A 26,375-nucleotide genomic window follows, 5' to 3' on the forward strand; every position below is an offset into this window, starting at 1 on the left:
AAAAAATAGTTTTAAGCTAAATCAGGAAGAATAAAAGATCACTCTGACTTAAACACCATTTTCAAAAAGTATACAACATAACTGTTTTATACTGTTTTAGCTATATAATCGTATAGATATTGTGCTAAGCATTTTCAGTAAATCCCCCAGCTGCTTCCATACAAACATGATCCGTGATTATCTCCTCTGCTTTTTAAGCATGTTACTAATTTGTAAAATCCATCAGCATTATTATTAAACTTTTTTATTTGCACTTTATTATTAATTAACACAGCTGCATTAAATATCTCTTATACTATTCATAATCACTGCTTTTATGTTAAATTTAACTGAATATCTTGAAATCAACCTTGTAAATACAGAATTTTTAGCCTAAGAATACTGCCGGTTTTTTTTGTTATTCAAAAAAGCTAGTTACTTATCTTGAGTACAAGCTATTAGCCTAAGGAGCAGACCTATTACTAGCTTCCTTTTGTGTTATTGCTATAACTTTTATTTTATTATAACTTCACATATTTTCATCATATAAGGATACATTTAGTAATAAATAATACTATCTAACTTAATAATTCTAAATTAGCAATTAAAAATTTATGCTCTTCTTGTAATAAAGTGCTCTGTTTTGACGAAGTTACAGCATTAATTTCCTCAATTTTAGCTTTTATTTTGAGTCCATCTATGTGCGTACAATTCATTGCAAACATTGAAATTATATCTACTACTTGAGAATCAACTTTTACTATTCCACCGCTAATAGTAAAACGATCAATATTTCTATCATTATAATGAACCTCTACTATTCCAAATTTTAATACAACTAGCATAGGTAAATGTTGAGGTAAAACCGCTAACACTCCCTCCAAACCTGGAAGTACTAACATGTCAACAGTATTATTATTGTATATTATTTTTTCTAAAGCTAAAATTTTAACTATAAGCGTTGTACTATTTATAGGTTTCATAATGTTTTAGATTTTTCAATAGCTTCATCAATACTACCAACCATGTAAAAAGCCATTTCTGGCAAATCATCATATTTTCCCTCAATCAGCCCTTTGAATCCATAAATTGTATCTTCTAAACTAACAAATCTACCTTGTTTACCTGTAAACACTTCCGCAACATGAAAAGGCTGAGTTAAAAACCTCTGTATTTTTCTAGCTCTAGAAACAATTCTTTTCTCATCATCTGACAATTCATCTACACCTAATATAGCTATTACATCTTGTAATGACTTGTATGTTTGCAAAATTTCTTGTACCTGAGTAGCTACTGAATAGTGTTCTTGTCCTATTACATTAGCATCAAGAATTTGTGAACTACTATTTAACGGATCAACAGCTGGATAAATACCAAGCTCAGCAATTTTACGACTAAGAACTGTAGTAGCGTCAAGATGTGCAAAACAAGCTACTGGAGCTGGATCAGTTAAATCATCAGCTGGCACATAAATTGCTTGTATTGAAGTAATAGCTCCAAATTTTGTCGATGTAATCCGCTCCTGTAAACTTCCTATATCAGTAGCTAAGGTAGGCTGATAACCAACTGCAGACGGAATACGTCCTAATAATGTAGATATTTCTGCTCCTGCTTGAGTAAATCTAAAAATATTATCAATAAATAATAGAACTTCACCTTCGTTCATATCCCGAAATGACTCTGCTATTGTTAAGCCAGTTAATGCCACTCTAGCTCTTGCTCCAGGAGGTTCATTCATTTGCCCAAACACCAAAGTAACTTTAGAATTTTCTAACTTATTAAGATCAATTATATTAGATCCAACCATTTCTTTATATAAATCTCCACCTTCTCTAGTACGCTCTCCAACTCCAGTAAAAACTGTATAACCTTTATAAGCCTTAGCTACATTGTTAATAATCTCCATTATTAATACAGTTTTACCAACTCCAGCACCACCAAAAAGGCCAATTTTTCCTCCACTGATGTATGGAGTAAGTAAATCTATTACTTTAATACCAGTAATTAGTATTTTTCTCGAAGTAGATTGATTGATAAACTTTGGAGCATCTTTATGTATTTGCGAAAAGTTGTCGCATTTAATTGGACCTAAATCATCTATTGGTTGTCCAACTACATTCAATATCCTTCCTAAAATTGATTTACCAACTGGTACTTTAATTTGTTCTCCAGTATCAATTACTTCAGCTCCTCTAAATAATCCATCAGTTGAGTTCATAGCTAGACATCGTACTATATCATCTCCTATGTGTTGTAAAACTTCCAGAACTATTTTTTCATTATTAATAGTGCACTCTAAAGCATTTAAAATATGCGGTAAGTCTTTACCTGCAAAACTAACATCAACAACAGCTGAAACTACTTGTACAACCTTACCAACTTTGGATTGCTGTTTATATTTGGCTTTTAACTTCATTGGTAAATCGAAATTCGTTTAAAGTATACGCTCAGTATAATATGCTTTATACTATGCTACAATAGAAAAAATAACAAATATAAACAATTGTAAATTAGATTTTCTGCAAAATACAAAACAAAATTTAGGATATGTATGCTTCTAATAAAGTTAAGGTAGAGAGAGAAGAGATTGTAATAACGGTAGCATCTGCAAAATGCCATATGCATTAACTCTATAAATCTGTTATAGCTTACTATCTTTGAAAAGTCTTTTTTATAATGTGTACTCAGACAATATTAATAAAAATCTTTAATTTTAGCTATATCATAACTAGCCCTAGCTAAAAAACTATAATTTTTTATTATAATCATAATTCATTGTAAACACTTAAAGTCTTGCTTTGCATTTGTTGTAAAGAAAATTGCAATAATGTAGATTGCCTTGCTTGCTTGCGCATAGTTTGCATTTTATTACTAGTTAAATTTAGTAGTACATACTTAATTTTCTCTGATAAATCCTGTACATCAGATGCGTTAATATGAAACCCTGTAACTTCATCAGCAATAGTTTCCATGGTACTACCAATATTGCTAGCAATTATGACTTTTTCCATAGCTTGAGCTTCAACTATAACACGACTAAAGGCTTCTGGCTCAATTGAAGGGCAAAGAACAATATCAGCTAAGGCATATAATTCTGGTAAATGAGCTGTAGATCCAAAAATTTGAATTTTGCTTTGCAGCTTATAATGCATAATCTTCTTTTTTATTTCATTAGTAAAATTACGATTAGATAATATATCTCCAGTCATGATACAATAAAAATCGCAATCCTTGATTGCATTTAAAGCTTCAATCACAATTTCATGCCCTTTTCTTTTAGTCATTTTTGCTGGTAACAATATTACACAAGTATCTTTGGGAATATTATACATTGCCTTGCACTGCTCTAACTTTTTTGGTGAAATGTTGTCAGGATTAAAGTACTCTAAATCAATGCCACGATGTATTACTCTGATTTTTTCCTCAGGCACATTGTAATGTTTTATAATATGATCTTTCACAAAGTTTGAAACTACAATAACTATATCGCCTTTAACCAGAATACTGTTATACATTTTCTTAATTAAAGTTGAAAAATTATAAAACCCATGAAAGGTAGTAATAAATTTAATTTTAGTCTTACGAGCTGCAAGATATGAGCTAAAAGCTGAAGCTCTTGACCTAACATGTATTATGTCTACTTTCTGTTGTTTTATGATGTCAGATAGTATTGTATGATTATACCAAATAACAAATGGATTTTTACTTGCAGTATTTACTAGATAATGTGTGCTGCCAGTATTATTTAACTGCTCAAGTAGTACTCCACCAGATGATGCTACTAAGGATTTATAGCCACTTTGTACCAAATAGTTAGCAATGTCAATAGTACTACGCTCAACACCAACATTTACGAGTGATGGTACGACTTGTAAAATTGTTTTTTTATGGTAAGTTATACTCATAATATTTTTCAATCTTTAATATTGATACTAAATAAATGCATAAAATTTATACCTTAGATGATGGTAGGTTTATTGCTTACAGGCAACATAAAAGTCAAAAAAACAGTTTAATTAATATTATTTTTCTCCATGGTATGATGTCCAACATGTCAGGTAAGAAGTCTAGTTATTTATATCAACTATGTCAAGAAGAAGATCTCAACTTCTTAGCTTTTGACAATTATGGCCATGGTAATTCTTCTGGTCGATTTATTGATCAAACCATTGAGAGTTGGTTTGATGCAACTCGAGCTATTATGTATCACACTAGCAATAATTTTAAGAATATTATTGTTGGCTCGAGTTTAGGAGGTTGGTTAGCAATGCTAGCTGCTATTAAAAACGAAATTGAAATTAGTGGAGTAGTTGCTTTAGCTCCTGCAATAGATTTTACAGAAACTTTAATTTGGAATAAGCTTACTGAAAAAAATAAAAACAGTATGATTCATACAGGATATATTGAATTGGGTGGAACAGGAAATACGTGTAACAATAAGTATCATATAAGTTATAATCTAATATGTAATGCTAGGAAATATTTATTATTAAATAAACCTACTATTAATATTCAGTGTCCTATTGCTATTATTCATGGTATGCAGGATCAAGAGGTGCCATATCAAGGCTCTATAGATCTAATTAATAAAGTTCAAACTCATTATTCTACTCTTAAGCTACTAAAATATGCCGACCATTTTCTTTCAGATTCTGTTAGCTTAAGTCATATATCTTATGCTATCAAGGAAATTATTAATGCCAGATTAGTGTAATGAAGAATGATTGGCGAGTAACCGTTCCTTAATTGAGTCTATATTTAATGTATTCAAAAAACATCTACATTTAGAGCATACTAGACATCGTTCTCTTATTAATTGTTTCATATATAATCGCTCCTCTTGCTAGTCATTCTATCTCCAAACTTAATTCCAATCTTATCTCATGTTCTTTTTCTTCTACTTCAGTATTATGCTCTAGCGTTTATAATAGTATAATAGAAGTATTAATAAACAATAGAAAAAAAGACATTTGCCAAAATGGTTTATCACGAGCTCATTGCCTTACTTAAGCACGATATGGGTTCTAAATAGAATAGTAATAGGTTCTACGCTGACTATACCTAGATTTTGACTTACTTCTTATATCAAGCTCTTAATTTAAATCAAAATAAGAAATCCATATAATATATTTCATTACGCTGCTGATGAAGAATAGTTCTGTATACATGGACATTTTCTAATACTCTCTGTACATAATTTCGTTTGTCAGATGGAATAATTTCTATCCAATCAATCACTTTATACTTATCATCTTTATATTTACGTGGATCACCATAAATTTCTATCCAACCCTTCATTCCTGTTCTACCTCTAACTCGAGATGGACCAGCATTATATGAAGCAGTAGCTAATACATATGAACCATCATTAATATCTAGCATTCTTTTCCAGTAGTGACTACCAAGGTTAATATTATAACTAGGATCAGTAATAAGCTTAGTAGCTACATATGGAATTTTTAGAAATTTAGTAGCAACATCTTTTGCTGTTGCTGGCATTATCTGCATTAATCCTTGATCATTAGATGCTCCAATAGCTGATTGATCAAACATTGATTCATGCATAATAACGCTGTACAATATGTCCTTATCTATGTGAGAATCTATCATGTTATATGGTGTTGGATAAGAATAGTGAGTAGGGAATAAAGCTTCACATTCAGCAAATTTAATTAATTTTGCAACATAAGAAACGTCTTTTATACCAGTTAATTCTTGTATATTAATTAGTCTGTGTATAATAGCGTACATTTCGATATTATTACAAGCGTGTCTGATAGCTTGTACTGCATATACTTTTGATAATTCTGGTAAATTATTACTTAGTAACATTTCAGCAGCTGTTACGCATTCAATATCGCTAAACTCAATATTGTCTATGTTAATTTGCAAATCAGAGAATAGTGGCAACACTTTATTCTCAGTTTCAAGAATAGCTAATTGTCCATAAAAGGTATATGGATACTGAGTAGCTTTTTTATAATAATCCTGAGCAATTTGACTGTTTCCTGCTACTTGATTAGCTCTACCTAGCCAATAATATGATTTTGATATATCTATAGGTTTTGTAACTTGTTGTGCCATGTTAGTAAAATAAGTAATAGCATCAGCTGAATTATGTAAAAACCTAAGAGCAATCCAGCCAGCTAGCCAATTATATTCGATAGAAGTATATACATCATCCACTATAGCATTCTTTATAATGTTATATGCAGCAGAGTAATTATGTGTAGCTAGCAATCCTTTTGCAGCCTCTGATCTTAATTGCCACCATAATTTTGAAGAAAATAAAAAATTATCTGTAATTTTTGACTCTAGAACTTGAGAAAAAAGTTGTTCTAGTTCAGAGCTATAATCATTATTTTTCAATTTATATGTTAAAATGCTATATAATACTTCATTTTTATAACGCTGAGTTGTTGGTAACTGTGCAAATAATTTCTCTGTATTATTATCATTACTAGCTGCTGCAACCATAAAATTCAAAACTTGTTGATTTAGTTTTTTTTTACCAGCCTTGCTTAACAAAGCTTTAGCATTAGGTATTTTATTTGTTAATATAAACTGTGTGATCTTAGCATAATAATCGTCTATTGTTAACAAATCACAAAAATTATCTAAAAAAGGTATTATATAGTCAGAATCGCAAAACCTCCAGGCAGTATGTATTATCTTATTTCTTATGTCCAAATCTGTTATAAGCTTATAAGCAGCTAAAGCATAATAATAATAGCCTTTAGCTGTTTGAGGAGGTGTTTTATTAAACCATCTAATTATTAAATTTTGATCAGTAAAATGATTAATAACTTTCTCTGCACGTTTAGCTATATGATTTTTTTGCGGATGATTTGGATTAGCTTGTAAAAAAGCTATAACATCTTCAAATGTTATGCTACTGTCAGAATACAGAAATTTTTGCGCTAAGGCTATCTTGTATAAAATTTCGTTGCCAGAATTTTCAGCCATCAATACAGCTTCATCCCACTGTTTATTTCTTAGATGCTGATATGTTATGTTTTCATAAGAATCTTGAGCGCATACTGAGTACAATAAATAAATATTGATAACAACAGTAAAAAAGATTAACTTAATGATTTTCATATTTAATATCCAACTCTAGAATATATAACAAAAGAATATCTATGTATACAGTATTTGTTTTTCCTGGTCAAGGAGTACAATTTGTTGGTATGGGAAAAGACTTATATGATAATTTTCCTGTAGCTAGAGATGTTTTTCATGAGGTAAACGATATTATTGCAGAAAAATTAACTGATATTATATTTAATGGTCCTATCAGTACTCTAACATTAACTAAGAATGCTCAACTAGCAATTATTGCAGTTTCAATGGCAATAATTAGAGTATTGGAGCAACAAGCTACTATGGAATGTTATCAAATGGCAGATTATGTAGCTGGCCATTCTTTGGGTGAATACAGCGCACTGTGCGCAGCTGGTGCTTTATCATTAGATGAAGTTACGAAGATACTTAAGGTTAGAGCTAATGCTATGCATGCTGTAGCATCTAGATGTGATGGTAGTATGGCGGCTTGTCTTGGTGTTACCATGGAAGAATTAAATCCAATTCTTGACTATTGTTCCACTATAGGAGTCTGCGAAATTGCTAATGACAATATATTGGGGCAAGTAGTTATTAGTGGTCATACTACTGCAATTAACTTAGCAATGAATATGTTGCGCGCTAAAGGCAAGAGAGCTATCAAATTAAACGTAAGTGGTCCTTTTCACTGTTCGCTAATGGCAGATGCTACAAGCATATTTAGGCAAGCTATTGATAAAGTAAATATTCAACCTACCAAAATGATTGTTGTAGCTAATTACAGCGCTAATATTGTTACTACGCCTATTGATATTAAAAATTGCCTAATAAGACAGATTGAAGGGAAAGTAAGGTGGCGAGAAACTTTAGATTTACTACAACAAAAAAATGTTAGTAGACTAATTGAAATAGGTCCTGGCAAAGTTTTAATTAATCTAGCAAAAAAAGGGCAGTATACTTTTAAATGTAGTAGCATCAATTCAATATTTGAAATTGATGCTTTCTTAAATAATATATAGCATTTTTTTAATTGAAAATTGAAGCATAAAAAATTATATTGCTATAACTTAAACTTATGCAAAAACAATAAAAAGCGTCTAGAATCTAAGCTTCAGTTTATTATTGAAACTATCAAATCACTTGTCCAAAAGTAATAAAGGAATGGAACTAAAAAGCTTTTTTGTTAAATTGAGTAAATACCTTATATAAAGCAACAATAGACTTCTTTCGGCCATAGAATAGTATAGAGTGTATGAATTAAGTAGTATGATAACAAAGAAATATTGCCATTTTCCCATACCATAATGTATTGACAAGTAAAGGTGATGTAGTTTAGTTATCCCAGTTTCTATCATACGTCACATCAAACGTAATGTATGGGTTTTACGTATTACGCTTTTCCTGATAACTTCATATCATTGCATATAGCTTATCTGAAGTTACTGCTTTCAAAGATCTATAACTATACCACTATAAAACAGTTATATTATATAATCATTTACAACGAAGTTTGAGTATAGAAAGAAGCGATAAAATTAATATAATCTGTTGGTTATAAAGTTATTTTCTTGCTACCTTATTCTCTAGATTTAAATCCGATAGAACAGTTTTGGGCTAATATAAAGCTGTGAATTAGGAATCAAATTACTCAATTTGGTAAATTTTATGAATCTATTATCGCTTTTTTCTATGCTCAAACCTCATTGTAAATGACTATATATGTCCCTGAAAAAAGTTTCAGTTTGACATGAAGTTTCTTTCATGTTTGGGCAAATTTTTTTTCTGGTAAGGTTATATTTTCTTCTTTTTCTTTTTTGTTATAGTGCTGAAAATTTTTTAGAAGTTTTATGCAATTGACATTATGTAACTTAACATTGTCTTTAATTATTATCCTATTTTCAACTTCAATAGTTAGCTTTCTCCATTCTGTTGGAATGATATTTCCAATAAAGTTATAAAATATTATGTGATTATTGTGTGAGTAGACCTAACCAATCGCTCAATTAGAACCATCTTCAGAGCCTGATTTGCAGAATTACCGCATTCTTATTCCCGAAAAATAAGATAAGCTTTATGCCTGATTTGTTGGAAAATTTACTCTTTTAACGCCAGATTATGATAAGAAAAAATATGAAAAGCATAATGAAAAAGGTCTACAAGAGATAATGTACAATTATAATTATGCAATATATTTATAGTCATTTACAAATGAAGTTTGAGCATAGAAAAAAGAGATAATAGAATTAGCAAATTGAGTAATTTGATGTTTAATCCACAGCTTCATATTAGCCGAAAACTTTTCTATCGGATTTAAATCTGGAGAATAAGGTGGAAGAAAAATAACTTTACAACCAACAGATTCTATTAACTCTTTAGTTTTTTTAGACTTATGAAAAGCAGCATTATCCATTACTACAAACTGAGCAGGCTCTAACTCATTAATTAATACCTGCTGCACCCAAGCTTCAAATAATCTTGTATTACATATGCACCATTAAATATCATAGGTGCGATTGATTTATTATTAACATAACCAGCTATAATATTTGTACGCTCGTAATATTTACCACTCTTTTTGCTGCTTACATGAGTTCCTTTTTTCTCCACCCTCTATTCTTGCATATAGACATTTCAATGCCACTTTCATCTATGTATACCAAGTTTTCCTTAGGTATAGCACACTTATTCACTTGTTGATATTTTTCTCTTATTTCTGGTTTTGCTTCCATGTAGGTAAACGTTTTTTTTATAACTATAGCCGAATTTTTTCATATAATAACTCGCTACCCTTATTGAAATTCCAAAATGTTTCCCTGCTTGTGCCAGAGTTAGATTTTGATTTAGCGAAATGTATTTTTCAAATTCTATCTTATATATTTTCCTTTTTTACCAAGACGATCTCTTTCTTTATAATGACCTTCTGATTTATATCTTTTATACCAATTTCTTACTGTGTTTGCTGCTATATCAAATTTTACTGAAGCAGCATTACAACTTTTTCCTTGATTAACACATTTTATTACTTTCTCCCAAAAGTCTTGGCTATATGATTTTGGCATTTTCTTTTCAGAATACTATGCTTAAACTTCATTAGACTTCTTTCGAAACTGGTTAACGTAGTTCAAAATTATAAATACCAGAGATCAAATTAAATCTAAGACCGAATCTTTCACGTCTATTTCGATATTTATCAGCAATAATTTTGAACTACGTTAACCAGTTTCGAAAGAGGTCTAATGCTTGTGCATAAGTATGTACTCTGTCAGCATTCTCTTTCCAGTTTATAGTATATATTTTGGCATACTCTTCAATATACTTATAACACAGCTCTTTGAATGTAATATCGTTAGCTTTTCTTTCTCTTTCTTTTATACGTTTCTCATTTTCTTCTATCTGTTGTTGACGTTTTACTGCTCTTGGATCTATTCCTTTCGCCATTAATGTCTTTAATTCTCTTGCTATTTTTCTAGCTTCTTTAATAGATAAATCTGGAAATACCCCTATCGTTATTTTTAAACTCTGGTTTTTAAATTTTTGTTCTAAAAACCCATGTTTTTCTTACTCTTACTCCACGGACTACCCATGAGATTTTCAGTTTAAGTCCTATTGTATCTGGATCGTGGATAATTAATAATTTTTCTCCCTCAGGGATATTAATTTTATTTAATAACCGCTTTCTAAACTTTGATGATAATGATATTGAAGGCATAATTACCCCACATAATATTAATGTTGATATTATTAATATATATTACGCTTTATTAAACATCTGATATAAATTATGCTTTTTTTGATATCAAATTTTTTATACTAAATTTGTTCATTATACGTATAACTTGAAAATCATTTATCAATCCTAGGTTGTATATATTTTTCGATCATTAGATTAACCCCTAGATTGAAAACTGGATCCAAATTCCCTAAATTTTTTTTCAACCTTTTGCTTTAATTTTTTTGTTATATTGACAAATATTGTAATTATATTTATAGTTAAAGTTGAAGATTGATTATAAATATTAATAAAAGTTAACATAAGTTAATAGTAGGTTCTATAAAGTGTAGAAGTTAATAAAAATTAACCTTTCTTCTCCCTTATACTTGATCTACCTTTGCACATTTTCCTATAGAACATCTTATTGATTTAAAGATGTTAGAAGAACAATATAAGGAACTCGATAGCAAGAAAGCGATAGGAATAGATGGTATAACCAAAGAGGATTATGGTAAGAAGTTGAAAGCAAATCTGCTCTCGCTTCTTACTAGAATTTGCAATGGGAAATATCAGGCTAAACCTGCACGAATAACGGAAATTCCAAAAGAAGATGGAGGGCAAAAGACCTTTGATAATATCATGTTTTGAAGATAAGATAATCGAGTCTACAGTAAGCAAGATATTAAACTCTGTGTTTGAGCCAATATTCTTAAAGTATTCCTATGGATTTCGACCTAAATTAAATGCACACGACGCTTTAAGGGAGTTAAATAGACTTACGTATAACTTCAATAAAGGGGCTATAGTAGAGATTGATATAACAAAGTGTTTCAATACAATCAAGCATTGTGAGTTGATGTAATTTCTAAGACTAGTTATGAAACTGATTGAAACACCAATCATAGAAAATGGTACTATAGTTACTAACAAAGAAGGTTGTCGTCAAGGATCAATAGTTTCACCAATTCTGGCAAATGTCTTTCTGCATTATGTTATAGATAGCTGGTTGCAAAAATCAGCAAAGAAAACTTAATGGGACAAACAGGAATGGTGAGGTACTGCGACGATATGGTATTTGTCTTTGAAAAGGAAACAGATGCGAAAAGGTTTTATGATGTTTTGCCTAAAAGGTTAAATAAGTATGGGCTAAATATCAATGAAGCTAAATCACAAATGATTAAATCTGGTAGAGACCATGCTGCAAATTTAGCCAAACAAGACAAGAAGATCGCAAGTTATAATTTTCTTGGATTTACTTGCTATTGGGGCAAATCAAGATTTGGCACAACATGGAGACTAAAATATACCTCAAGGAGAGATCGTTTTACTGAGAAACTGAAAGGACTGAGAAAATATTTGCGTAGTCAGTCAGCTAAATACGCAAGACAAAACGCAGGCATTATCACAAGTCATTAGAGTTATTAGGTGAATGGATCAACTATCATGGTATATCTGATAATAAAAGACGAGTAAGTTCATTTATCAACCAAAGTAAACGGGCAATATATAACTGGTTTAATAGAATGGGAGGAAAACGTAAGATGAATTGGAAAAGACTAACCGAGATACTTAAAAGAGTAAATTTTCCTAAAATTGGAAAGATTGTCTCAATGTTCTAGACAACAAATAAGGCATAATGCTTATCTTATTTTTGAGAGCCGGATGCGGTAATTCTGCAAGTCCGGTTCTGAGGAGAGGCCTAATTGAGCAATTGGTTAGGTCTACTCACAAAATAAGGAATACAAAAATAGATCAATTAGCTGCTGTAGTTCTTGAATATAAGGTGTTTGTGGATGCTAAGCTTTTGGTTTCATTGCCTCAAAAAAGTATGATATTAATGCACTGTCTGCTTTATCTGTTTTTGTACAATTAAGTCTATTCATTGCAAAACCTTTAATACGTGCAGGATTTACTACGCTGACTTTATAGCTATAGCCAAACTACTATAAAACAATTATAATAATAAAATGCAATGAAAAAGTAATTAATATGACATATTCGATATATTTTGGAAAAAAGTGCTAACATAAATGAAGGAGAAAAAATTAGTTTTGAAAAAGTATCAAAACGTTTTGAGATATGAAAGAATACAGTATTTGTATGAAGTAAAAGCATATTGCTGTAAAAAAACAGAAACATAGCTCCAAGAAAAATCTCTATTGAAAAACTAAAAGAAGATGTGAGTCAACATAGTTAGGCATATCAATATGAAAGAGCTGAACGACTAGGAGTAAGTAAGTCTAGTAACGTCAGTTTAGGACAAGAAAAAGTATGAAAGATATAATACAAAAGGTCTACAAGAGATATTATGTAATATCTTTAAATATAGTTTCAATTAATAACAGTTTATTTATTGCTCACATGTCTGTAAATGCAATTTTAGGATAAGAAACAATTAGAAATATGTAATATACAAGTGTTATAATAGTGAATGTTTATGAAAGAATATTTGTAGAAATATGAGCAATAAATAAACGGTTATTAATTAAAACGACAGATAATATATAATTATACATTATCTTTTGTATACATTTTACTCACTACCTTTCATATTTTCTCTTATCCTAAATTAGCATTAGTATACAAAAAGCATTAAAGAGATTAAATATTACATATAAAAAAAGCTTTAAAACGTCAATTTAGGATAAGGAGTTAGAAGAAGAAGAAGAAGAGATAAGATGGAGATTAAGTTTAGAGATAGAATAACTAGCAAGAGAAGCAATTATATGAACAAAGAAATTAAGAGGAGAGCAGTGTCTAGTATGCTCTAAAAGCATATGTTTTTTTAGTACATTAAAGACAGGTTCAATTAAGGAACGTTTATTTAATAAGCGCTTATCTTCTATGTGCAATAAATATGTTTTCATATCTTTACGAAGATTAGTAAATAAACGTAGAGCATTGGACAACAGTTGATGAAATAACTTTTTAGATATGTAAGCTTTATCACCAAACAATTTACCAGATAAGCCTTTAGAAATAACTGAAGCCATAGATAGGTCGCTTTTATTGCCTTTAGTAATTTTAACTGACATTATTTCGCCTTTATTATTGATTATAAGATGAAGCTTAAAGCCTAAGAACCAGCCATAACTACTCTTACCAATTTTAGAAAATCTGTTAAAAACTCTATTGCTGGAAGTACGTTTATTATGACAAATTGCTAACTTTGTAGAATCGATGTAATATATACCAGTCTCATCTCCTTTCAGATAATGCATTAATACGGCTAATAGTAGCAACATTCTAGGTAATAGTTGTATTATCCTACTATAGCTTGGCAAGCAAAAGTATTCTTTATACTTATAACGCAAGTAATATAGATAATAATTTTTAAAATCCTTGCATGGAGATAAATAAAAATATATCGTTATTGTTAATAACTCAGCTAAAGATAACTTTCCATCTCTGTTCCTTTGATTACTACTTGGTATTAATCTCTTTCTTTCCCACTCTTGATATATCTTGCAAAAATTATCTATTAAATAGTATACTGTTACAATACATTTTTTCATGTTGGGTTATTTCATTTTTATTTAAATTTTCTTTATAACTCAACATTCTCTCTTTGTATACCTTTTATTTACTACCTTTTATATTTCCTCTTATCCTATTCTAGCGTATTTAAATATATTGCATAATTTAATTGTACATTATCTCTTGTAGACCTTTTTCATTATGCTTTTCATACTTTTTCTTATCCTAAACTGACGTTACAAGACTACTGTAACAGGATAGTTTACTCACTTAGAGGCCAAATTAAGCTTCAAAATGTACATTCAAAAAAATTTAGCATACAAAAACTATTGAAGGATACAATTAGCTCGCTGAAAGAAATTGCTGAAGATAGAGAAATATCGATCAGTTACAATGTTCAGGATAACATCAATGATATTGTTATTGGAGATAGTTGTCTATTGCAAACTATACTTAGTCAATTAATAAGTGGAGCTATTAGAGTTAATAAATTCTGTCAGGTTGATGTTATAGTTAGGTTATTTACTTCGCCGTATCGAAAGGCGAATGAAAAAGACAGAATATTAAGATTCATAGTACGTGATAACGGAAAAGGTATTTCACAAGAAAAACTACAAGAAATAAATGCAAAATTTACTGATTTGCATCCAGCATTAGAGTATCCAGAAATATTAAACTCGAGTCTAGAATTTGCAAATTACATTGTTAACAAACTAAGTGGCAAATTAGAAATAAAGAGCGAGGCAAATAAGTTCACAGCTATTACTTGCGATATACCAGTACAACTTAATTAAAAGATATGGAAGCATTTTATGAGTCATACTATAAAATCTGGAGATTTTGGTATTCAGGCAAAAGTAAATGTAATATTAGAGCACTGAAGCCATTCACAGAAAATAAAGGAATAAATCTTAGCTGCAATTTTAAAAATGATATAAAAGATTTAATCATTGTAAATAGTATTCAAATACAGGCAGTACTAACACTATTAATTTGCAATGCTACTAATAGTAAATGCAGCGAAATTAGTGTTGAAGTTGATTTGCTACCTTCTACAAATCAAAAGACAAATTATAGAATATTACAATTAATTGTTCGTAATAATGGAATTGGAATTTCAGCTGAGAAAGTGAAAAAGATAAATAATGAGCTCAGAAACTTACATATCAAAAGCTATGCAGTACTAGGATCTGAATTACTACTCGTTAAACAGTTTATACATGAAATTACTGGAAAAATTAAACTAGAAAGTAAGCAAGGCAAGTATACAGCCTTCACGTATAGTATACCTATAGAAGTTCATTGAGAAACTGAAAATTAGAATTATTAATGGAGATGGAGGAAATAATGTTGGCATTTTTAAATTGTGAACATATCAATAAACTACTTGATAAGCTGGACTTGATTAATCATAGTTTTAATAAACACATTGATCTTGATAAAGTAAAAAAAGCTATATTTTATGCAAAAAAATATCATAGCAATCAAAAGCGAGATACAGGAGAACTATACTACACACATCCATTAGAAGTAGCCCACATGGTATCAGACCACACCTTTAAAACTGATATAATTATTACTGCAATATTACACGATGTAATTGAGGATACAAAACTAACCAAAGAAAAGATAGCAATGGAATTTAATAATAACATTGCCGAGCAAGTTCTAGCTCTTATAAGAAACATATGTGGTAAGAAAACCAGTTCCATGAAAATGATTAAAACATTAGTGAATCAAGATAAAGTAGAGCTATTACTAATCAAACTATTGGACAGATTGGATAATATTAAAACTATATTCATAAAGCCAGCCAAAAGAAGACAAGAAATCATACTAGAAACGCAGCAAGAATTTATACCTCTTGCTGAATACCTTAAATTACCAGAGATTGCTATAGAGCTAAATAAATACTGTGAGCTTTATGCTACCTAATAAACTAAAGTTTAATAGGGGGTTAATGTAGTGAATTGCAGAAATTAAAATTCAATAAGAGAATGTTCATGTAAGTTATTTTGTTGTATAATTTAAAAAGAATAGAAAATATGAAAAATATATGCATTTATCAAGATTTTTAGATCCAAAGAATGATGTAGCATTTAAAAAGATATTTGGATCAGAAAAAAACAAGGACATACTAATACATTTTCTGAACGATATATTATTGTTTGAAGGGAATAGAGAAATAACAGAAGTAGAGTTTTTAGGTACGATATTAGACGCTGATATAGCGTCCAAAAAAGAATCAATAGTAGATGTTTTGTGTAAAGATAAAAACGGAGCGCAATATATAATAGAAATGCAAGTAGATCCTACACAAGGATTTGAAAAAAGAGCGCAGTATTATGCAGCAAAAGCATATGGTAGGCAACCAAATAGAGGAAAGGAAGGAAAATACTCAGACCTAAAGGAAGTTATATTTATAGCTATAGCAGATTATAAATTGTTTCCAAACAAAGAAGACTATATATCAAGGCATGTAATATTGGATAAAAAGACATATGAGCATGATCTAAAGGACTTTTCATTTACCTTTATAGAATTACCAAAATTTAAAAAAAATAGAGTGGAAGAGTTAAGTGATATAACAGAGAAGTGGTGCTATTTTTTTAAACATGCAAAAGAAACAACATTAGATGGATATCATAAAATAATAGGTGAAGATTTAATAATCAAAAGAGCGTATGAGGCATTAGATCAGTTTAATTGGAGCGAAGACGAACTAATAACCTATGAACAAGAGTTAAAGCGTATATGGGATAATAAAGCAGTAGAAGATTATAAACTCGAACGCGCTAAAGCTGAAGGTAAAGCTGAAGGTAAAGCTGAAGGTAAAGCTGAAGGTAAAGCTGAAGGCAAAGCTGAAGCAAAAAAAGATTTTGCAATAAAATTATTGAAATCTGAATTATCAGTTGAGACAATTGCTGAATATACGGATTTATCAATACAAGAAGTATTAAATTTAAAAAATAGCGTAAAATAATAAGAAATATACAACATACAAAATTTTACCTTTAATGTGTTGTATGCTATTTCTATTAAATCATATAGATGCCTTATATCACACTACAAGTTCTATACTATACTGAACATTGAGAAGGGTATTCTTTAAGGCCTCAATATCTTTAACATGGCCGCACCATTCTTGACGAAAGCTATTCCATTTTAAGCCATGAAGGCGAATGTGGCGCTTAGTGTTTTCATCTAGTTCAGAGGAAAATTTTAAAATCACAGCAGCTTTATTTTGCTGTTCCTTATCAAAAATATTTTTACCGATTGTAGTCCAATGATTCTGAACATTTGGATGTAAAGATAGCTGGTTCAAAAAAAAGTAGCATTATTTTTTGAACTCTAAGATTTATGTGAGTAGACCTAACCAATTGCTCAATTAGGCCCCTCCTCAGAACCGGAGTTGCAGAATTACCGCATCCGGCTCTCAAAAATAAGATAAGCATTATGCCTTATTTGTTGTCTAGAACATTGAGACAATCTTTCCAATTTTAGGAAAATTTACTCTTTTAAGTATCTCGGTTAGTCTTTTCCAATTCATCTTACGTTTTCCTCCCATTCTATTAAACCAGTTATATATTGCCCGTTTACTTTGGTTGATAAATGAACTTACTCGTCTTTTATTATCAGATATACCATGATAGTTGATCCATTCACCTAATAACTTTAATGACTTGTGATAATGTTTGTGTTTTATCTTGCTTGTTTAGCTGACTACGCAAATATTTTCTCAGTCCTTTCAGTTTCTCAGTAAAACGATCTCTCCTTGAGGTATATTTTAGTCTCCATGTTATGCCAAATCTTGATTTTCTCCAATAGCAAGTAAATCCAAGAAAATTATAACTTGCGATCTTCCTGCATTGTTGGGCTAAATTTGCAGCATGGTCTCTACCAGATTTTATCATTTGTGATTTAGCTTCATTGATATTTAGCCCATACTTATTTAACCTTTTAGGCAAAACATCATAAAACCTTTTCGCATCTGCTTCCCTTTCAAAGACAAATACCATATCGTCGCAGTACCTCACCATTCCTGTTTGTCCCATTAAGTTTTCTTTGCTGATTTTTGCAAACCAGCTATCTATAACATAATGCAGAAAGACATTTGCCAGAATTGGTGAAACTATTGATCCTTGACGACAACCTTCTTTGTTAGTAACTATAGTACCATTTTCTATGATTGGTGTTTCAATCAGTTTCATAACTAGTCTTAGAAATTTCTTGTCAGATATTCTCTTTCTTAGAAATTCCATCAACTCACAATGCTTGATTGTATTGAAACACTTTGTTATATCAATCTCTACTATAGCCCCTTTATTGAAGTTATACGTAAGTCTATTTAACTCCCTTAAAGCGTCGTGTGCATTTAATTTAGGTCGAAATCCATATGAATACTTTAAGAATATTTGCTCAAACACAGAGTTTAATATCTTGCTTACTGTAGACTCGATTATCTTATCTTCAAAACATGATATTATCAAAGGTCTTTTGCCTCCATCTTCTTTTGGAATTTCCGTTATTCGTGCAGGTTTAGCCTGATATTTCCCATTGCAAATTCTAGTAAGAAGCGAGAGCAGATTTGCTTTCAACTTCTTACCATAATCCTCTTTGGTTATACCATCTATTCCTATCGCTTTCTTGCTATCGAGTTCCTTATATTGTTCTTCTAATATCTTTAAATCAATGATATGTCCAAGATTATTAAACTTTATGTCTTGATTTAGATTATTAAACTTTATGTCTTGATTTAGATTATTAAACTTTATGTCTTGATTTTTCGATGATAGCAACTTTATACGCTCAAGTTTCGTTAACCATGTATTTCTGTCTATGCTGTGTACAGCCATTGTTTCCCTCTTGCATTCTTACTTTTCTGCTAACCCTTTGCTCCACCCACATTACTAGGTTTCATCACTACTATGGCTAACTCAGCCATCCTTACACCATCTCCAAAGCCTTATGTTTCATCACTTGTACTTTGAATACTTACTTAATTACGTAAGAGTTATAAGGACTTCTCAAGTTGTGTCATTAATCTTTACAAACTCGCTGACGCCTGCGACCCCGGTGGTTGAAAATTTTTGGATTTTTACTAGTTTGACCTCCAATCTTCTTTTGCCTACTATGTGCTAGAACATATCGGCTTCCACTACATCTCACTTTCAGGGCTATCACGTTCACCATTTGGTTTCGGCTCGAATGTTTCACTGTCTACGCTTTACTACTGTCGTTACCTTCAGCAGCACAAGACTCGCTATATGGTGGATCTAGCTTCTCCTTCCATAACTGGACTTTCACCAGTAAGATTAATTCACCTTTTCTTGACGCACCAACTATATCTATCATATCTTCTTATATCGAACTCGTGTATAATATAGCATATTCATTATATAGAATTTGTGTTAATTCAGGAATTAAATATTCCTAACATTGTTTTTGTGTAAGGAATACTTAAACATAATTAGTTATTTTAACATTGCTGTAATGCTTAATCCATCTACTTTATGCTCTATTTTTTATATCAAACTTGCGTTATAATAAGCTTCTTCCAGATAACGAAAAGCCTTCATCTTTGCTGCTACCTAGTATTTCTCTGTCTTCATTATTTTCACAATGACTTTCTGCTAAATCGCTTGTATCAGTTATATCTAATGTTGTAAATTCATCAATCATGCACTTGGTTTCAACTTTTGCATGAATTTGTTCGCTTAATGAACATGATTGTGCAGTAGCAGCGCTTTCCTCTGGTGGTATGAACGATTTTTCTATTTTAAATTTATCTACTTCAGTGCAATTGACAGGGCATGTAGAGTTTTTAGTAATATACTTACTTTTGACTATATTTTTTTGAAGAGTAGAATGAGTAGCTAATTTGTTAAATATTATTAGAATTTTATTCTCTGGATTTATGTAAAGAGTAGTAGCAATAAGGCGCAAATCCCTGCTAATAAGTTTTAATTCTATTACCTTATTATCTTTAACGTGTAAAATTTTTATTCCACTGCATTTTTTTTGTCTATGTATTATACCTTTTTCTAATGCTGCCTGACATTGTTGCTTTGTAACAGTGTCAAGCTGCCGTGATATCTTTTCATCAATAATTGCAAATAATCCATCTGAGTTTATAAAAGATGAGCTATTGGCTATGGATGTAGTATTATTAGATGATATTATTCTTTGATCATCAATATGCCAATGTGTAGTATTTAAGTCTGCCTCTATCTCATTTTGAGATTCTGCTTGAAAAAGTCTTGGTAATGCTTCTAAGATACTATCTTCATCACTAGATTGGCACTCTACATTTTCTTGCAAAGAATACTTGTTAACTTCTTCTTCTTCTGAATTAACTTTCTGCTGAAACAAAGCTTGTAATGCTGCTAATATTGTATCTTCATTATCAGATTGATGCTTGATCTTTTTTTGCATAGCACTTTGATCAAGTTCTTTTGCTTTACTGTATAAAATTGAACATACTTTACTATTCTGTGACTTTTGCTCAAGTTCTTTAAGAAATTTGCTTGCTAACTTACGTTTAGCATGTTTAGCACTATTATCGCTATTACTGTATAGTACATATTTATGATATAATATATGCGGTTGTGATGTAGGATATTGTGTGCTGTATTTTTGTAAAAATTTTATTCCTTCATTATATAACTCTGCTTTAGCATAAATTAATAACGTGTTTTTGATTATTGAGAAAGCTATTGCTGGATCAGGAAATAAACTCAGCCCAGATTCTGCAATTTGAATAGCATGGGTGAGAGTTTGTAAATCTTGCGCATGAGTACATATAAAAACATAAGTATTAACAAAGTATGGATATTTCCAGCCTAGATTTTCTATTAATTTATTATGTTTCTTTATATTAGCTGACTTATTAAACTTAACACTTGATAATTCTTCTAATTCAGCTACTTCTTTTACAAGATCTGTAACTTTGACAGAAGTATATTGTTTAAATTTTAATTTCTGAGTTATTAAACACAAATCTTTGAAAGATTTAGGTAAATTACCATGCTGTATACACTCGTTTGCATCTTGTTCCTTATTACATGCTTGATAAATATTAATTTTATTAACCAATGCTCTAAAACATTTAGTAGCTAGTTTTGGTAATAAACTAGATCTGCAAGTTTCTATAGCTTTATCAAGATAGAATATAGCTTTACGTGAGGTATACAGTGATTCATAAAGAAATGCTAAACTAATACATGCTTCTGCTTTATCCTCTGGATTAACTACTGCTGCTGGATTAAATAGTAATTCTGCGTAATAATTTGCTTTATCCACATTTAGTTCCTTACAAGCCCTAGATATCATATAACAGTATAGACCATGAAGTTTATCTATTTGTATAAGGTCTTCATTTTGTGGAATAATAACAGTATTTAATAGATTCTCTAGTGCTGTTTGAGCCCTATCTGTAAGTTCAAAGCATGTAGCAGAAAAAGATATGAAGTTTAGAACATGTCTTTTGTGAGCTAATCCAAAACTGCTTGATGTCAATATTTTGGAAGTAGATTCTAATAATTTTAGAAAATATTTTTGAGATTTGCAGGATAATACTTTGATAAAAAGGATTGTACATGTTTGAAAATCATTTTGATTATGATCTTCTATTTGGAATGGATTCTCATAAAGTTGCCGAGAAAACAACTGCATTTGTAATGATTGAGCTTTGAATTTGCAATGAGTATTTAATAGTTTAGTTTGTCCTTTAAGTCTATAATGTATTCTAAGGGTTGTTGTATATATACATTGATGAGATTGAATGTCAATCTCATCCTTCCATATTGCAACATGAATTGGTCTAAAGTTGCAACTATTTGGTTTTGTATAGTCTACACTATTCATTTTTAATAATAGCTTTACACCTTCTAGGTTACCACCTAATATTGCATTACCAAGGATAGTATTGCCATTACCAGGACTTAATGCATTGAGATCAAGATTAAATTTAGGATTTAATAGGAGCTTAAGATTTCTGTTTGCTTTGAAGTAAGCGGCATAATGTACTGCTTCATGTGCATGATCTGTAATTAGCGATGGAAAAAGTCTGCTTAGCGCTCTTAGAGACCAATAATACTTATCTTGTATTGCAAAATGCTCAATTAAAGCTTTCCACTGATTTTGAGGTAGCATTAATGTATCATATTGCCGAACTTTCATTTCCTTTAATAGTATTTGGAATACCACAGAATCATTATTACTAATTGAATAAATTATACAGGCTGCTGTCTGCGCTTGATTTTTTAATAGATGATCAAGAGCTTGCTCAACAGCGTTCTTAAGTTTGATTTTCATGATACAATTTTATATAAAATAAATAATCTTGTTCAGTATTAGTGATTTCAAAAGCAATGGAGGTTAAGACAAAGCTAAAATTCAACATTGGTTTATCTTAAAGTTCTTTGCTTTTTTAATGCTGATTTCTTGTAATTATTAAAATTTATTGTATTATTCTTAAACATATTAGCGCTGTTATAACTTTCATGAAATGAACAAAGATTATACAGTAATTGTATATTATATTATATTTTTGGCCATTTGTCTATGGATTTCATCAAATAAAAGCTAAACACTATGTGCTAGAATGAGTTGAATATATAGTAAATTAGAGATAGCATGTTAAAAATCAAGAAAAATGATAAACATGTTTGTTTGCCACTATCAGATGATAAACGATCAGCAAATTGCCTAATATAATACAATTATGTTTTAATGCAGACATTTCAGGAATATAAAAAGCTTTACGTAGGTCTGAATTACCAATTTTAGAGATTCTACTGTAGCTAGACCACTATAAAACAGTTATGTTATATATTTTTTTGAAAAGCATCTCTAAGCCACAGTGATATTTCATTCTCCTTGATTTAGCTTGAAACAATTTTTTCAATAGGATTTAAATCATGAGAATAAGGAGGTAAATACTCTAATATATGTCTATCTTTTTATAGCAAGCCTATATAAAACAGTTATAATAGTTTGGCTATTACTATGACCTAAGTATATTTTTCAAAAAGTATATAATATATAACTGTTTTATAGTGATTTAGCTGTAATTTTTAAATGAGTATGTTTATGAAAACTTGCATTGCCTACTATAACTACAGAATTATTAGGTAATTTCTGAATTAAATCCTGTTCTATCAAACAGTTAAAAATAGCAGTATTAACATCGCAGTCAAAAATTGATACTGTTAGCAGACATTTGTCTACTAATGCTCCTATAACATTAGTTTTCTTTGATGGATGCCAATCATAAACTCTATAACACCTCATGCCTGCATATCCGTAAGTTATAGTTGTACTATGAACAAACCTCTCTCATCCGTAAAAACAATAACTTTTCATTTGTCTTTGTGCCTTTTTATCCTATTCTAACATTTTAATCTCTCTTCTTTTTTTGCCTTCTGATATTTTATAGCTTTTTTTAGTACATTAGACCTCTTTCGAAACTGGTTAAGGTAGTTCAAAATTATAAATGCCAGAGATCAAATTAAATCTAAGACCGAATCTTTTACGTCTATTTCGATATTTGTCAGCAATAATTTTGAACCGTTTTAGCATAGCAATAACGTTTTCATTGACAACTCTTTTTCCTGCTAACCTACGATTATTCTTTTTATCATTTTTAGTTAAAGGATTTTTCTTGCTTTTTTTCTTTGGTAATGCAGAATTATTGCGAATTTTTTGTATACCTTGATATCCTGTATCAGTAATCGCTTTAATCTTAGGATGGATAAGAATTTTGGATTCCTTAAATAATCTAAAGTCATGTTTTTTACCGTTAGAAAAATCTGTACATATTACTTGGTGCGTTTTCTTGTCTACCACTATTTGAGTTTTTAGTGTATGCTTTTTCTTCTTTCCCGAATAATAGAATTTTTATTTTTTTTTAGGTCCTTCTATAGGACTCTCAGTAGCACCAATCAAGACTACTTCATAATTCATATCGCTATTCATTAGAGCTTTACGACCTGGAAGAGCAAAGTTTGGGTGTTTAACTAAGGTGTCTTCTACCCATTTTACAGCTTTATATGCTGAACTTTCACTAATCCCATAGTTCTGACCTATATGAAAATAAGTACGGTATTCTCTAAGGTATTCTAAGGCCATCAATAACTGTTCCTCCAAATTGAGCTTATTTTTACGCCCTCCTTTTGATTTCTTAACACCATCAGCTTTCCTCAAAATATCCACCATCTTTGAGAATGTTCCCTTCCTTACTACTGTTAATCGACGAAATTTTTCATCCTTTAACTCTTTAATCTGATCTAATTTCATTGTTACTTCAAATCAGATTTTTATAACACCATTTTACATCATTGTATAGTTTCGAAAGAAGTCTTATGTAATAATTTAATCTCTTTAATGCTTTTTGTACACCAGACTTACTTACTCATAGTCCTTTAGCTCTTTCGTATTAATATGTGTCACTATATTGGCTCACATCTTCATTTTAGTTTATCAATAAAGGCTTTTATTGGAGCTCTGTTTCTGTTTTTTAACTACAATATGTTTTTACTAAATACAAATACTGTATTCTTTCCTATCACAAAATATTTTGATACTTTTTCAAAAGTAATTTTCTCTCTTCCCTTTATGTCCAGTACTTTTTTCCAAAATATATCGAATATGTCATACTAATTACTTTTTTATTTTAATACTTCAAAATTAGAATTTAAAAAATTATTAATGCTAAAAACTTCAAATATGTTTATAATAAACACCATTTAAAACATTTAAAGTCAGGTATATTAATGTCCAAACGTATATTATCTGGTATACAGGTTACAGGAAAGCAGCATCTTGGCAATTATTTAGGATCTATACAGAAATGGGTTCAAATGCAATCAAAATTTCAGTCCATATTTTTTCTTGCTAATCTACATTCAATTACTACTTCACAAGAATCATTGAAACTAAGTGAGTCGATATTTAGTTCAGCTTGCATGCTTCTAGCATGCGGAATAAATCCCAAACAATCAATAATTTTTCTTCAATCTGATGTTAAAGAACATTCAGAGCTTGCATGGATACTAAATTGCGTTACTCCACTTGGACAATTAAAACGAATGACTCAATTTAAAGATAAAACTATCAAATGCAGCTCAAATAATATCAACTTAGGATTGCTAGCATATCCTGTACTGATGGCTGCAGATGTTCTGTTATATCAAGCAGATTTAGTACCAGTTGGGGCTGATCAAAAGCAACATTTAGAACTAGTAAGAGATATAGTTAAAATAATCCATCATAAGTTTAATGATGATACCATTTTCAAGTTACCGGAACTATTTATAGATCATACAGCAGGAAAAATCATGAGTCTAAAAGATGGCAGAAAAAAAATGAGTAAGTCAGATATCTCTGATTTTAGTAGAATTAATCTAACTGATTCACAAGACGTTATTTTTAGAAAGTTGCAAAAAGCAAAAACTGATTGCTATACTCAAATCACATATGACCCTACAAGCAGACCAGAGATTTCTAATCTAATTAATATATTTGCTGCACTATCTAATAAAACCACTAATGATATAGTAAAAGAATATGAATATGCAGAATTAACTAAATTTAAAAAAGACTTAGCAATGTTAATTATTGATTGTCTTAACCCTATTTTGAAAGAATATAATAATTATATGAATAATTTAGATTATGTTAATCAAGTATTGATTACAGGGGCTAATCAGGCTAAAATAATAGCTGAAAAAACCATAACAAAAGTAAAACAAAAATTTGGACTACAAATTTTGTCAACATAAATATGATATCTAAATCTAAAACTAAATATGCTTTACATCGAGCTATTAAAGAGGCGATATTGAAAAAGTACAGCAAGAATAGCACACTTTGTAAATTCAAAATATAAAGATGGTATCACCGCTTTACATGTATCTTTGAAATATAAGAATCTACATATTGCTAAGATTTTGCTGAACAATGGAGCTAACGTAAACGCAAAAAATAATGATGGGCACACTGCTTTACCATCTTGTTGTTGTGTGAGTAGACCTAACCAATTGCTCAATTAGGCCCCTCCTCAGAACCGGACTTGCAGAATTACCGCATCCGGCTCTCAAAAATAAGATAAGCATTATGCCTTATTTGTTGTCTAGAACATTGA

Annotated in this window: 25 protein-coding genes and 9 pseudogenes; 13 read left to right on the forward strand and 21 right to left on the reverse strand. The window is 30.2% G+C overall.

What is annotated here, in order from left to right:
- Window positions 1-104 precede the first annotated feature (104 nt).
- From OTBS_RS16120 to OTBS_RS03495, 4 genes and pseudogenes are all read right to left on the reverse strand, one after another.
- Window positions 105-287 (reverse strand): annotated as a pseudogene (locus OTBS_RS16120) (IS110 family transposase); the annotation flags it as partial.
- A 270-nt stretch (window positions 288-557) separates the two neighbouring features.
- Window positions 558-962 (reverse strand): FoF1 ATP synthase subunit delta/epsilon, encoded by a 405-nt coding sequence (locus tag OTBS_RS03485; protein WP_011944629.1) that lies wholly within the window; start codon window positions 960-962, stop codon window positions 558-560.
- The gene (gene atpD / locus OTBS_RS03490) at window positions 959-2,395 is read right to left on the reverse strand and encodes a F0F1 ATP synthase subunit beta (RefSeq protein ID WP_011944630.1); all 1,437 of its coding nucleotides are present in this window, start codon (window positions 2,393-2,395) and stop codon (window positions 959-961) included. Before atpD ends, OTBS_RS03485 begins: the two co-directional genes overlap by 4 nt.
- Before the next feature lie 349 nt (window positions 2,396-2,744).
- Window positions 2,745-3,884: a glycosyltransferase family 4 protein gene (locus tag OTBS_RS03495; RefSeq protein ID WP_050897520.1), complete on the reverse strand. Its 1,140-nt coding sequence runs from the start codon at window positions 3,882-3,884 to the stop codon at window positions 2,745-2,747.
- 35 nt (window positions 3,885-3,919) lie between these two features.
- On the opposite strand from OTBS_RS03495, the gene OTBS_RS03500 reads away from it, so the two are divergent.
- Window positions 3,920-4,693: an alpha/beta hydrolase gene (locus OTBS_RS03500; RefSeq protein ID WP_011944632.1), complete on the forward strand. Its 774-nt coding sequence runs from the start codon at window positions 3,920-3,922 to the stop codon at window positions 4,691-4,693.
- Window positions 4,694-4,715: 22 nt separating this feature from the next.
- A pseudogene (locus tag OTBS_RS18255) lies at window positions 4,716-4,811 on the forward strand (IS982 family transposase); the annotation flags it as partial.
- A gap of 271 nt (window positions 4,812-5,082) precedes the next feature.
- Here the strand turns inward: OTBS_RS18255 and OTBS_RS03505 are convergent.
- Window positions 5,083-6,945 carry a lytic transglycosylase domain-containing protein gene (locus OTBS_RS03505; RefSeq protein WP_232488897.1) on the reverse strand — a complete coding sequence of 621 codons (1,863 nt, stop codon included), beginning with the start codon at window positions 6,943-6,945 and terminating at the stop codon, window positions 5,083-5,085.
- 176 nt (window positions 6,946-7,121) lie between these two features.
- Here OTBS_RS03505 and OTBS_RS03510 point away from each other — a divergent pair, with 176 nt between their 5' ends.
- Window positions 7,122-8,060: an ACP S-malonyltransferase gene (locus OTBS_RS03510; protein ID WP_011944634.1), complete on the forward strand. Its 939-nt coding sequence runs from the start codon at window positions 7,122-7,124 to the stop codon at window positions 8,058-8,060.
- A 1,160-nt stretch (window positions 8,061-9,220) separates the two neighbouring features.
- Here OTBS_RS03510 and OTBS_RS16125 read toward each other — a convergent pair.
- The 6 genes and pseudogenes from OTBS_RS16125 to OTBS_RS03530 all read right to left on the reverse strand — a co-directional run bounded on the left by OTBS_RS16125 (window position 9,221) and on the right by OTBS_RS03530 (window position 10,750).
- Window positions 9,221-9,499, reverse strand: a complete 279-nt coding sequence (locus tag OTBS_RS16125) for a transposase (RefSeq protein ID WP_232488898.1) — start codon at window positions 9,497-9,499, stop codon at window positions 9,221-9,223.
- A gap of 406 nt (window positions 9,500-9,905) precedes the next feature.
- Entirely contained in the window at window positions 9,906-10,100 is a 195-nt protein-coding gene (locus OTBS_RS16130) for a helix-turn-helix domain-containing protein (RefSeq protein WP_041621180.1), read from the reverse strand.
- A gap of 52 nt (window positions 10,101-10,152) precedes the next feature.
- Window positions 10,153-10,248 (reverse strand): annotated as a pseudogene (locus tag OTBS_RS13990) (IS5/IS1182 family transposase); the annotation flags it as partial.
- Window positions 10,249-10,479 carry a hypothetical protein gene (locus tag OTBS_RS03525; protein ID WP_041621181.1) on the reverse strand — a complete coding sequence of 77 codons (231 nt, stop codon included), beginning with the start codon at window positions 10,477-10,479 and terminating at the stop codon, window positions 10,249-10,251. It lies immediately after the preceding pseudogene.
- A gap of 15 nt (window positions 10,480-10,494) precedes the next feature.
- Window positions 10,495-10,551, reverse strand: a pseudogene (locus OTBS_RS18260) (hypothetical protein); the annotation flags it as partial.
- A 16-nt stretch (window positions 10,552-10,567) separates the two neighbouring features.
- Window positions 10,568-10,750 carry a hypothetical protein gene (locus OTBS_RS03530; RefSeq protein WP_041621182.1) on the reverse strand — a complete coding sequence of 61 codons (183 nt, stop codon included), beginning with the start codon at window positions 10,748-10,750 and terminating at the stop codon, window positions 10,568-10,570.
- 438 nt (window positions 10,751-11,188) lie between these two features.
- On the opposite strand from OTBS_RS03530, the gene OTBS_RS16140 reads away from it, so the two are divergent.
- Genes OTBS_RS16140 through OTBS_RS16155 form a run of 4 tightly spaced genes read left to right on the forward strand, consistent with a single transcriptional unit; the run spans window position 11,189 to window position 12,169 of the window.
- Window positions 11,189-11,401 (forward strand): hypothetical protein, encoded by a 213-nt coding sequence (locus OTBS_RS16140; RefSeq protein WP_041621183.1) that lies wholly within the window; start codon window positions 11,189-11,191, stop codon window positions 11,399-11,401.
- Complete coding sequence (locus OTBS_RS16145) at window positions 11,364-11,615, forward strand: reverse transcriptase domain-containing protein (RefSeq protein ID WP_232488899.1); 252 nt, start codon at window positions 11,364-11,366, stop codon at window positions 11,613-11,615. Before OTBS_RS16140 ends, OTBS_RS16145 begins: the two co-directional genes overlap by 38 nt.
- A 15-nt stretch (window positions 11,616-11,630) precedes the next feature.
- A complete protein-coding gene (locus OTBS_RS16150) occupies window positions 11,631-11,786 on the forward strand; it encodes a hypothetical protein (RefSeq protein WP_232488900.1) in 156 nt (51 codons plus the stop codon).
- Window positions 11,786-12,169 (forward strand): reverse transcriptase domain-containing protein, encoded by a 384-nt coding sequence (locus OTBS_RS16155; protein ID WP_041621184.1) that lies wholly within the window; start codon window positions 11,786-11,788, stop codon window positions 12,167-12,169. Before OTBS_RS16150 ends, OTBS_RS16155 begins: the two co-directional genes overlap by 1 nt.
- Window positions 12,170-12,552: 383 nt before the next feature.
- Here OTBS_RS16155 and OTBS_RS13995 read toward each other — a convergent pair.
- Window positions 12,553-12,693, reverse strand: a pseudogene (locus OTBS_RS13995) (IS110 family transposase); the annotation flags it as partial.
- 699 nt (window positions 12,694-13,392) lie between these two features.
- A complete protein-coding gene (locus OTBS_RS03550) occupies window positions 13,393-14,268 on the reverse strand; it encodes an IS982 family transposase (RefSeq protein ID WP_011944636.1) in 876 nt (291 codons plus the stop codon).
- Window positions 14,269-14,559: 291 nt separating this feature from the next.
- Between OTBS_RS03550 and OTBS_RS03555 the strand changes: the two genes are divergently transcribed.
- The 4 genes from OTBS_RS03555 to OTBS_RS03570 all read left to right on the forward strand — a co-directional run bounded on the left by OTBS_RS03555 (window position 14,560) and on the right by OTBS_RS03570 (window position 17,213).
- Window positions 14,560-15,024 carry a sensor histidine kinase gene (locus OTBS_RS03555; RefSeq protein ID WP_011944637.1) on the forward strand — a complete coding sequence of 155 codons (465 nt, stop codon included), beginning with the start codon at window positions 14,560-14,562 and terminating at the stop codon, window positions 15,022-15,024.
- Between the two features lie 5 nt (window positions 15,025-15,029).
- Window positions 15,030-15,536, forward strand: coding sequence for an ATP-binding protein (locus OTBS_RS03560; RefSeq protein WP_041621047.1), 507 nt, complete (start codon window positions 15,030-15,032; stop codon window positions 15,534-15,536).
- Between the two features lie 41 nt (window positions 15,537-15,577).
- Complete coding sequence (locus tag OTBS_RS03565; RefSeq protein WP_041621046.1) at window positions 15,578-16,165, forward strand: HD domain-containing protein; 588 nt, start codon at window positions 15,578-15,580, stop codon at window positions 16,163-16,165.
- Between the two features lie 121 nt (window positions 16,166-16,286).
- Window positions 16,287-17,213 (forward strand): Rpn family recombination-promoting nuclease/putative transposase, encoded by a 927-nt coding sequence (locus OTBS_RS03570; RefSeq protein WP_011944581.1) that lies wholly within the window; start codon window positions 16,287-16,289, stop codon window positions 17,211-17,213.
- Between the two features lie 78 nt (window positions 17,214-17,291).
- Here OTBS_RS03570 and OTBS_RS03575 read toward each other — a convergent pair.
- From OTBS_RS03575 to OTBS_RS11705, 8 genes and pseudogenes are all read right to left on the reverse strand, one after another.
- Window positions 17,292-17,546: pseudogene (locus tag OTBS_RS03575) on the reverse strand (conjugal transfer protein TraD); the annotation flags it as partial.
- Window positions 17,547-17,892: 346 nt separating this feature from the next.
- A complete protein-coding gene (locus tag OTBS_RS03580) occupies window positions 17,893-19,086 on the reverse strand; it encodes a reverse transcriptase domain-containing protein (RefSeq protein WP_080571830.1) in 1,194 nt (397 codons plus the stop codon).
- A 364-nt stretch (window positions 19,087-19,450) separates the two neighbouring features.
- Window positions 19,451-19,585: a hypothetical protein gene (locus OTBS_RS17550; RefSeq protein ID WP_269763911.1), complete on the reverse strand. Its 135-nt coding sequence runs from the start codon at window positions 19,583-19,585 to the stop codon at window positions 19,451-19,453.
- Window positions 19,586-19,771: 186 nt separating this feature from the next.
- Window positions 19,772-22,411 (reverse strand): ankyrin repeat domain-containing protein, encoded by a 2,640-nt coding sequence (locus OTBS_RS03585; RefSeq protein WP_232488901.1) that lies wholly within the window; start codon window positions 22,409-22,411, stop codon window positions 19,772-19,774.
- Window positions 22,412-22,830: 419 nt separating this feature from the next.
- Window positions 22,831-23,030 (reverse strand): annotated as a pseudogene (locus OTBS_RS18265) (IS110 family transposase); the annotation flags it as partial.
- Window positions 23,031-23,115: 85 nt separating this feature from the next.
- Window positions 23,116-23,184, reverse strand: a pseudogene (locus OTBS_RS18270) (hypothetical protein); the annotation flags it as partial.
- A 100-nt stretch (window positions 23,185-23,284) separates the two neighbouring features.
- Window positions 23,285-23,545 (reverse strand): transposase, encoded by a 261-nt coding sequence (locus OTBS_RS03590; RefSeq protein WP_331831655.1) that lies wholly within the window; start codon window positions 23,543-23,545, stop codon window positions 23,285-23,287.
- A 159-nt stretch (window positions 23,546-23,704) separates the two neighbouring features.
- Window positions 23,705-24,529: pseudogene (locus OTBS_RS11705) on the reverse strand (IS5 family transposase).
- Window positions 24,530-25,005: 476 nt separating this feature from the next.
- Between OTBS_RS11705 and trpS the strand changes: the two are divergent.
- On the forward strand, window positions 25,006-26,013 hold the full coding sequence (trpS, locus tag OTBS_RS03605) for a tryptophan--tRNA ligase (protein ID WP_011944639.1): 1,008 nt from the start codon (window positions 25,006-25,008) through the stop codon (window positions 26,011-26,013).
- Window positions 26,014-26,148: 135 nt separating this feature from the next.
- Complete coding sequence (locus OTBS_RS16160) at window positions 26,149-26,283, forward strand: ankyrin repeat-containing protein (RefSeq protein WP_011945064.1); 135 nt, start codon at window positions 26,149-26,151, stop codon at window positions 26,281-26,283.
- Window positions 26,284-26,375 lie beyond the last annotated feature (92 nt).

Source organism: Orientia tsutsugamushi str. Boryong (assembly GCF_000063545.1).
GTDB lineage: Bacteria > Pseudomonadota > Alphaproteobacteria > Rickettsiales > Rickettsiaceae > Orientia > Orientia tsutsugamushi_C.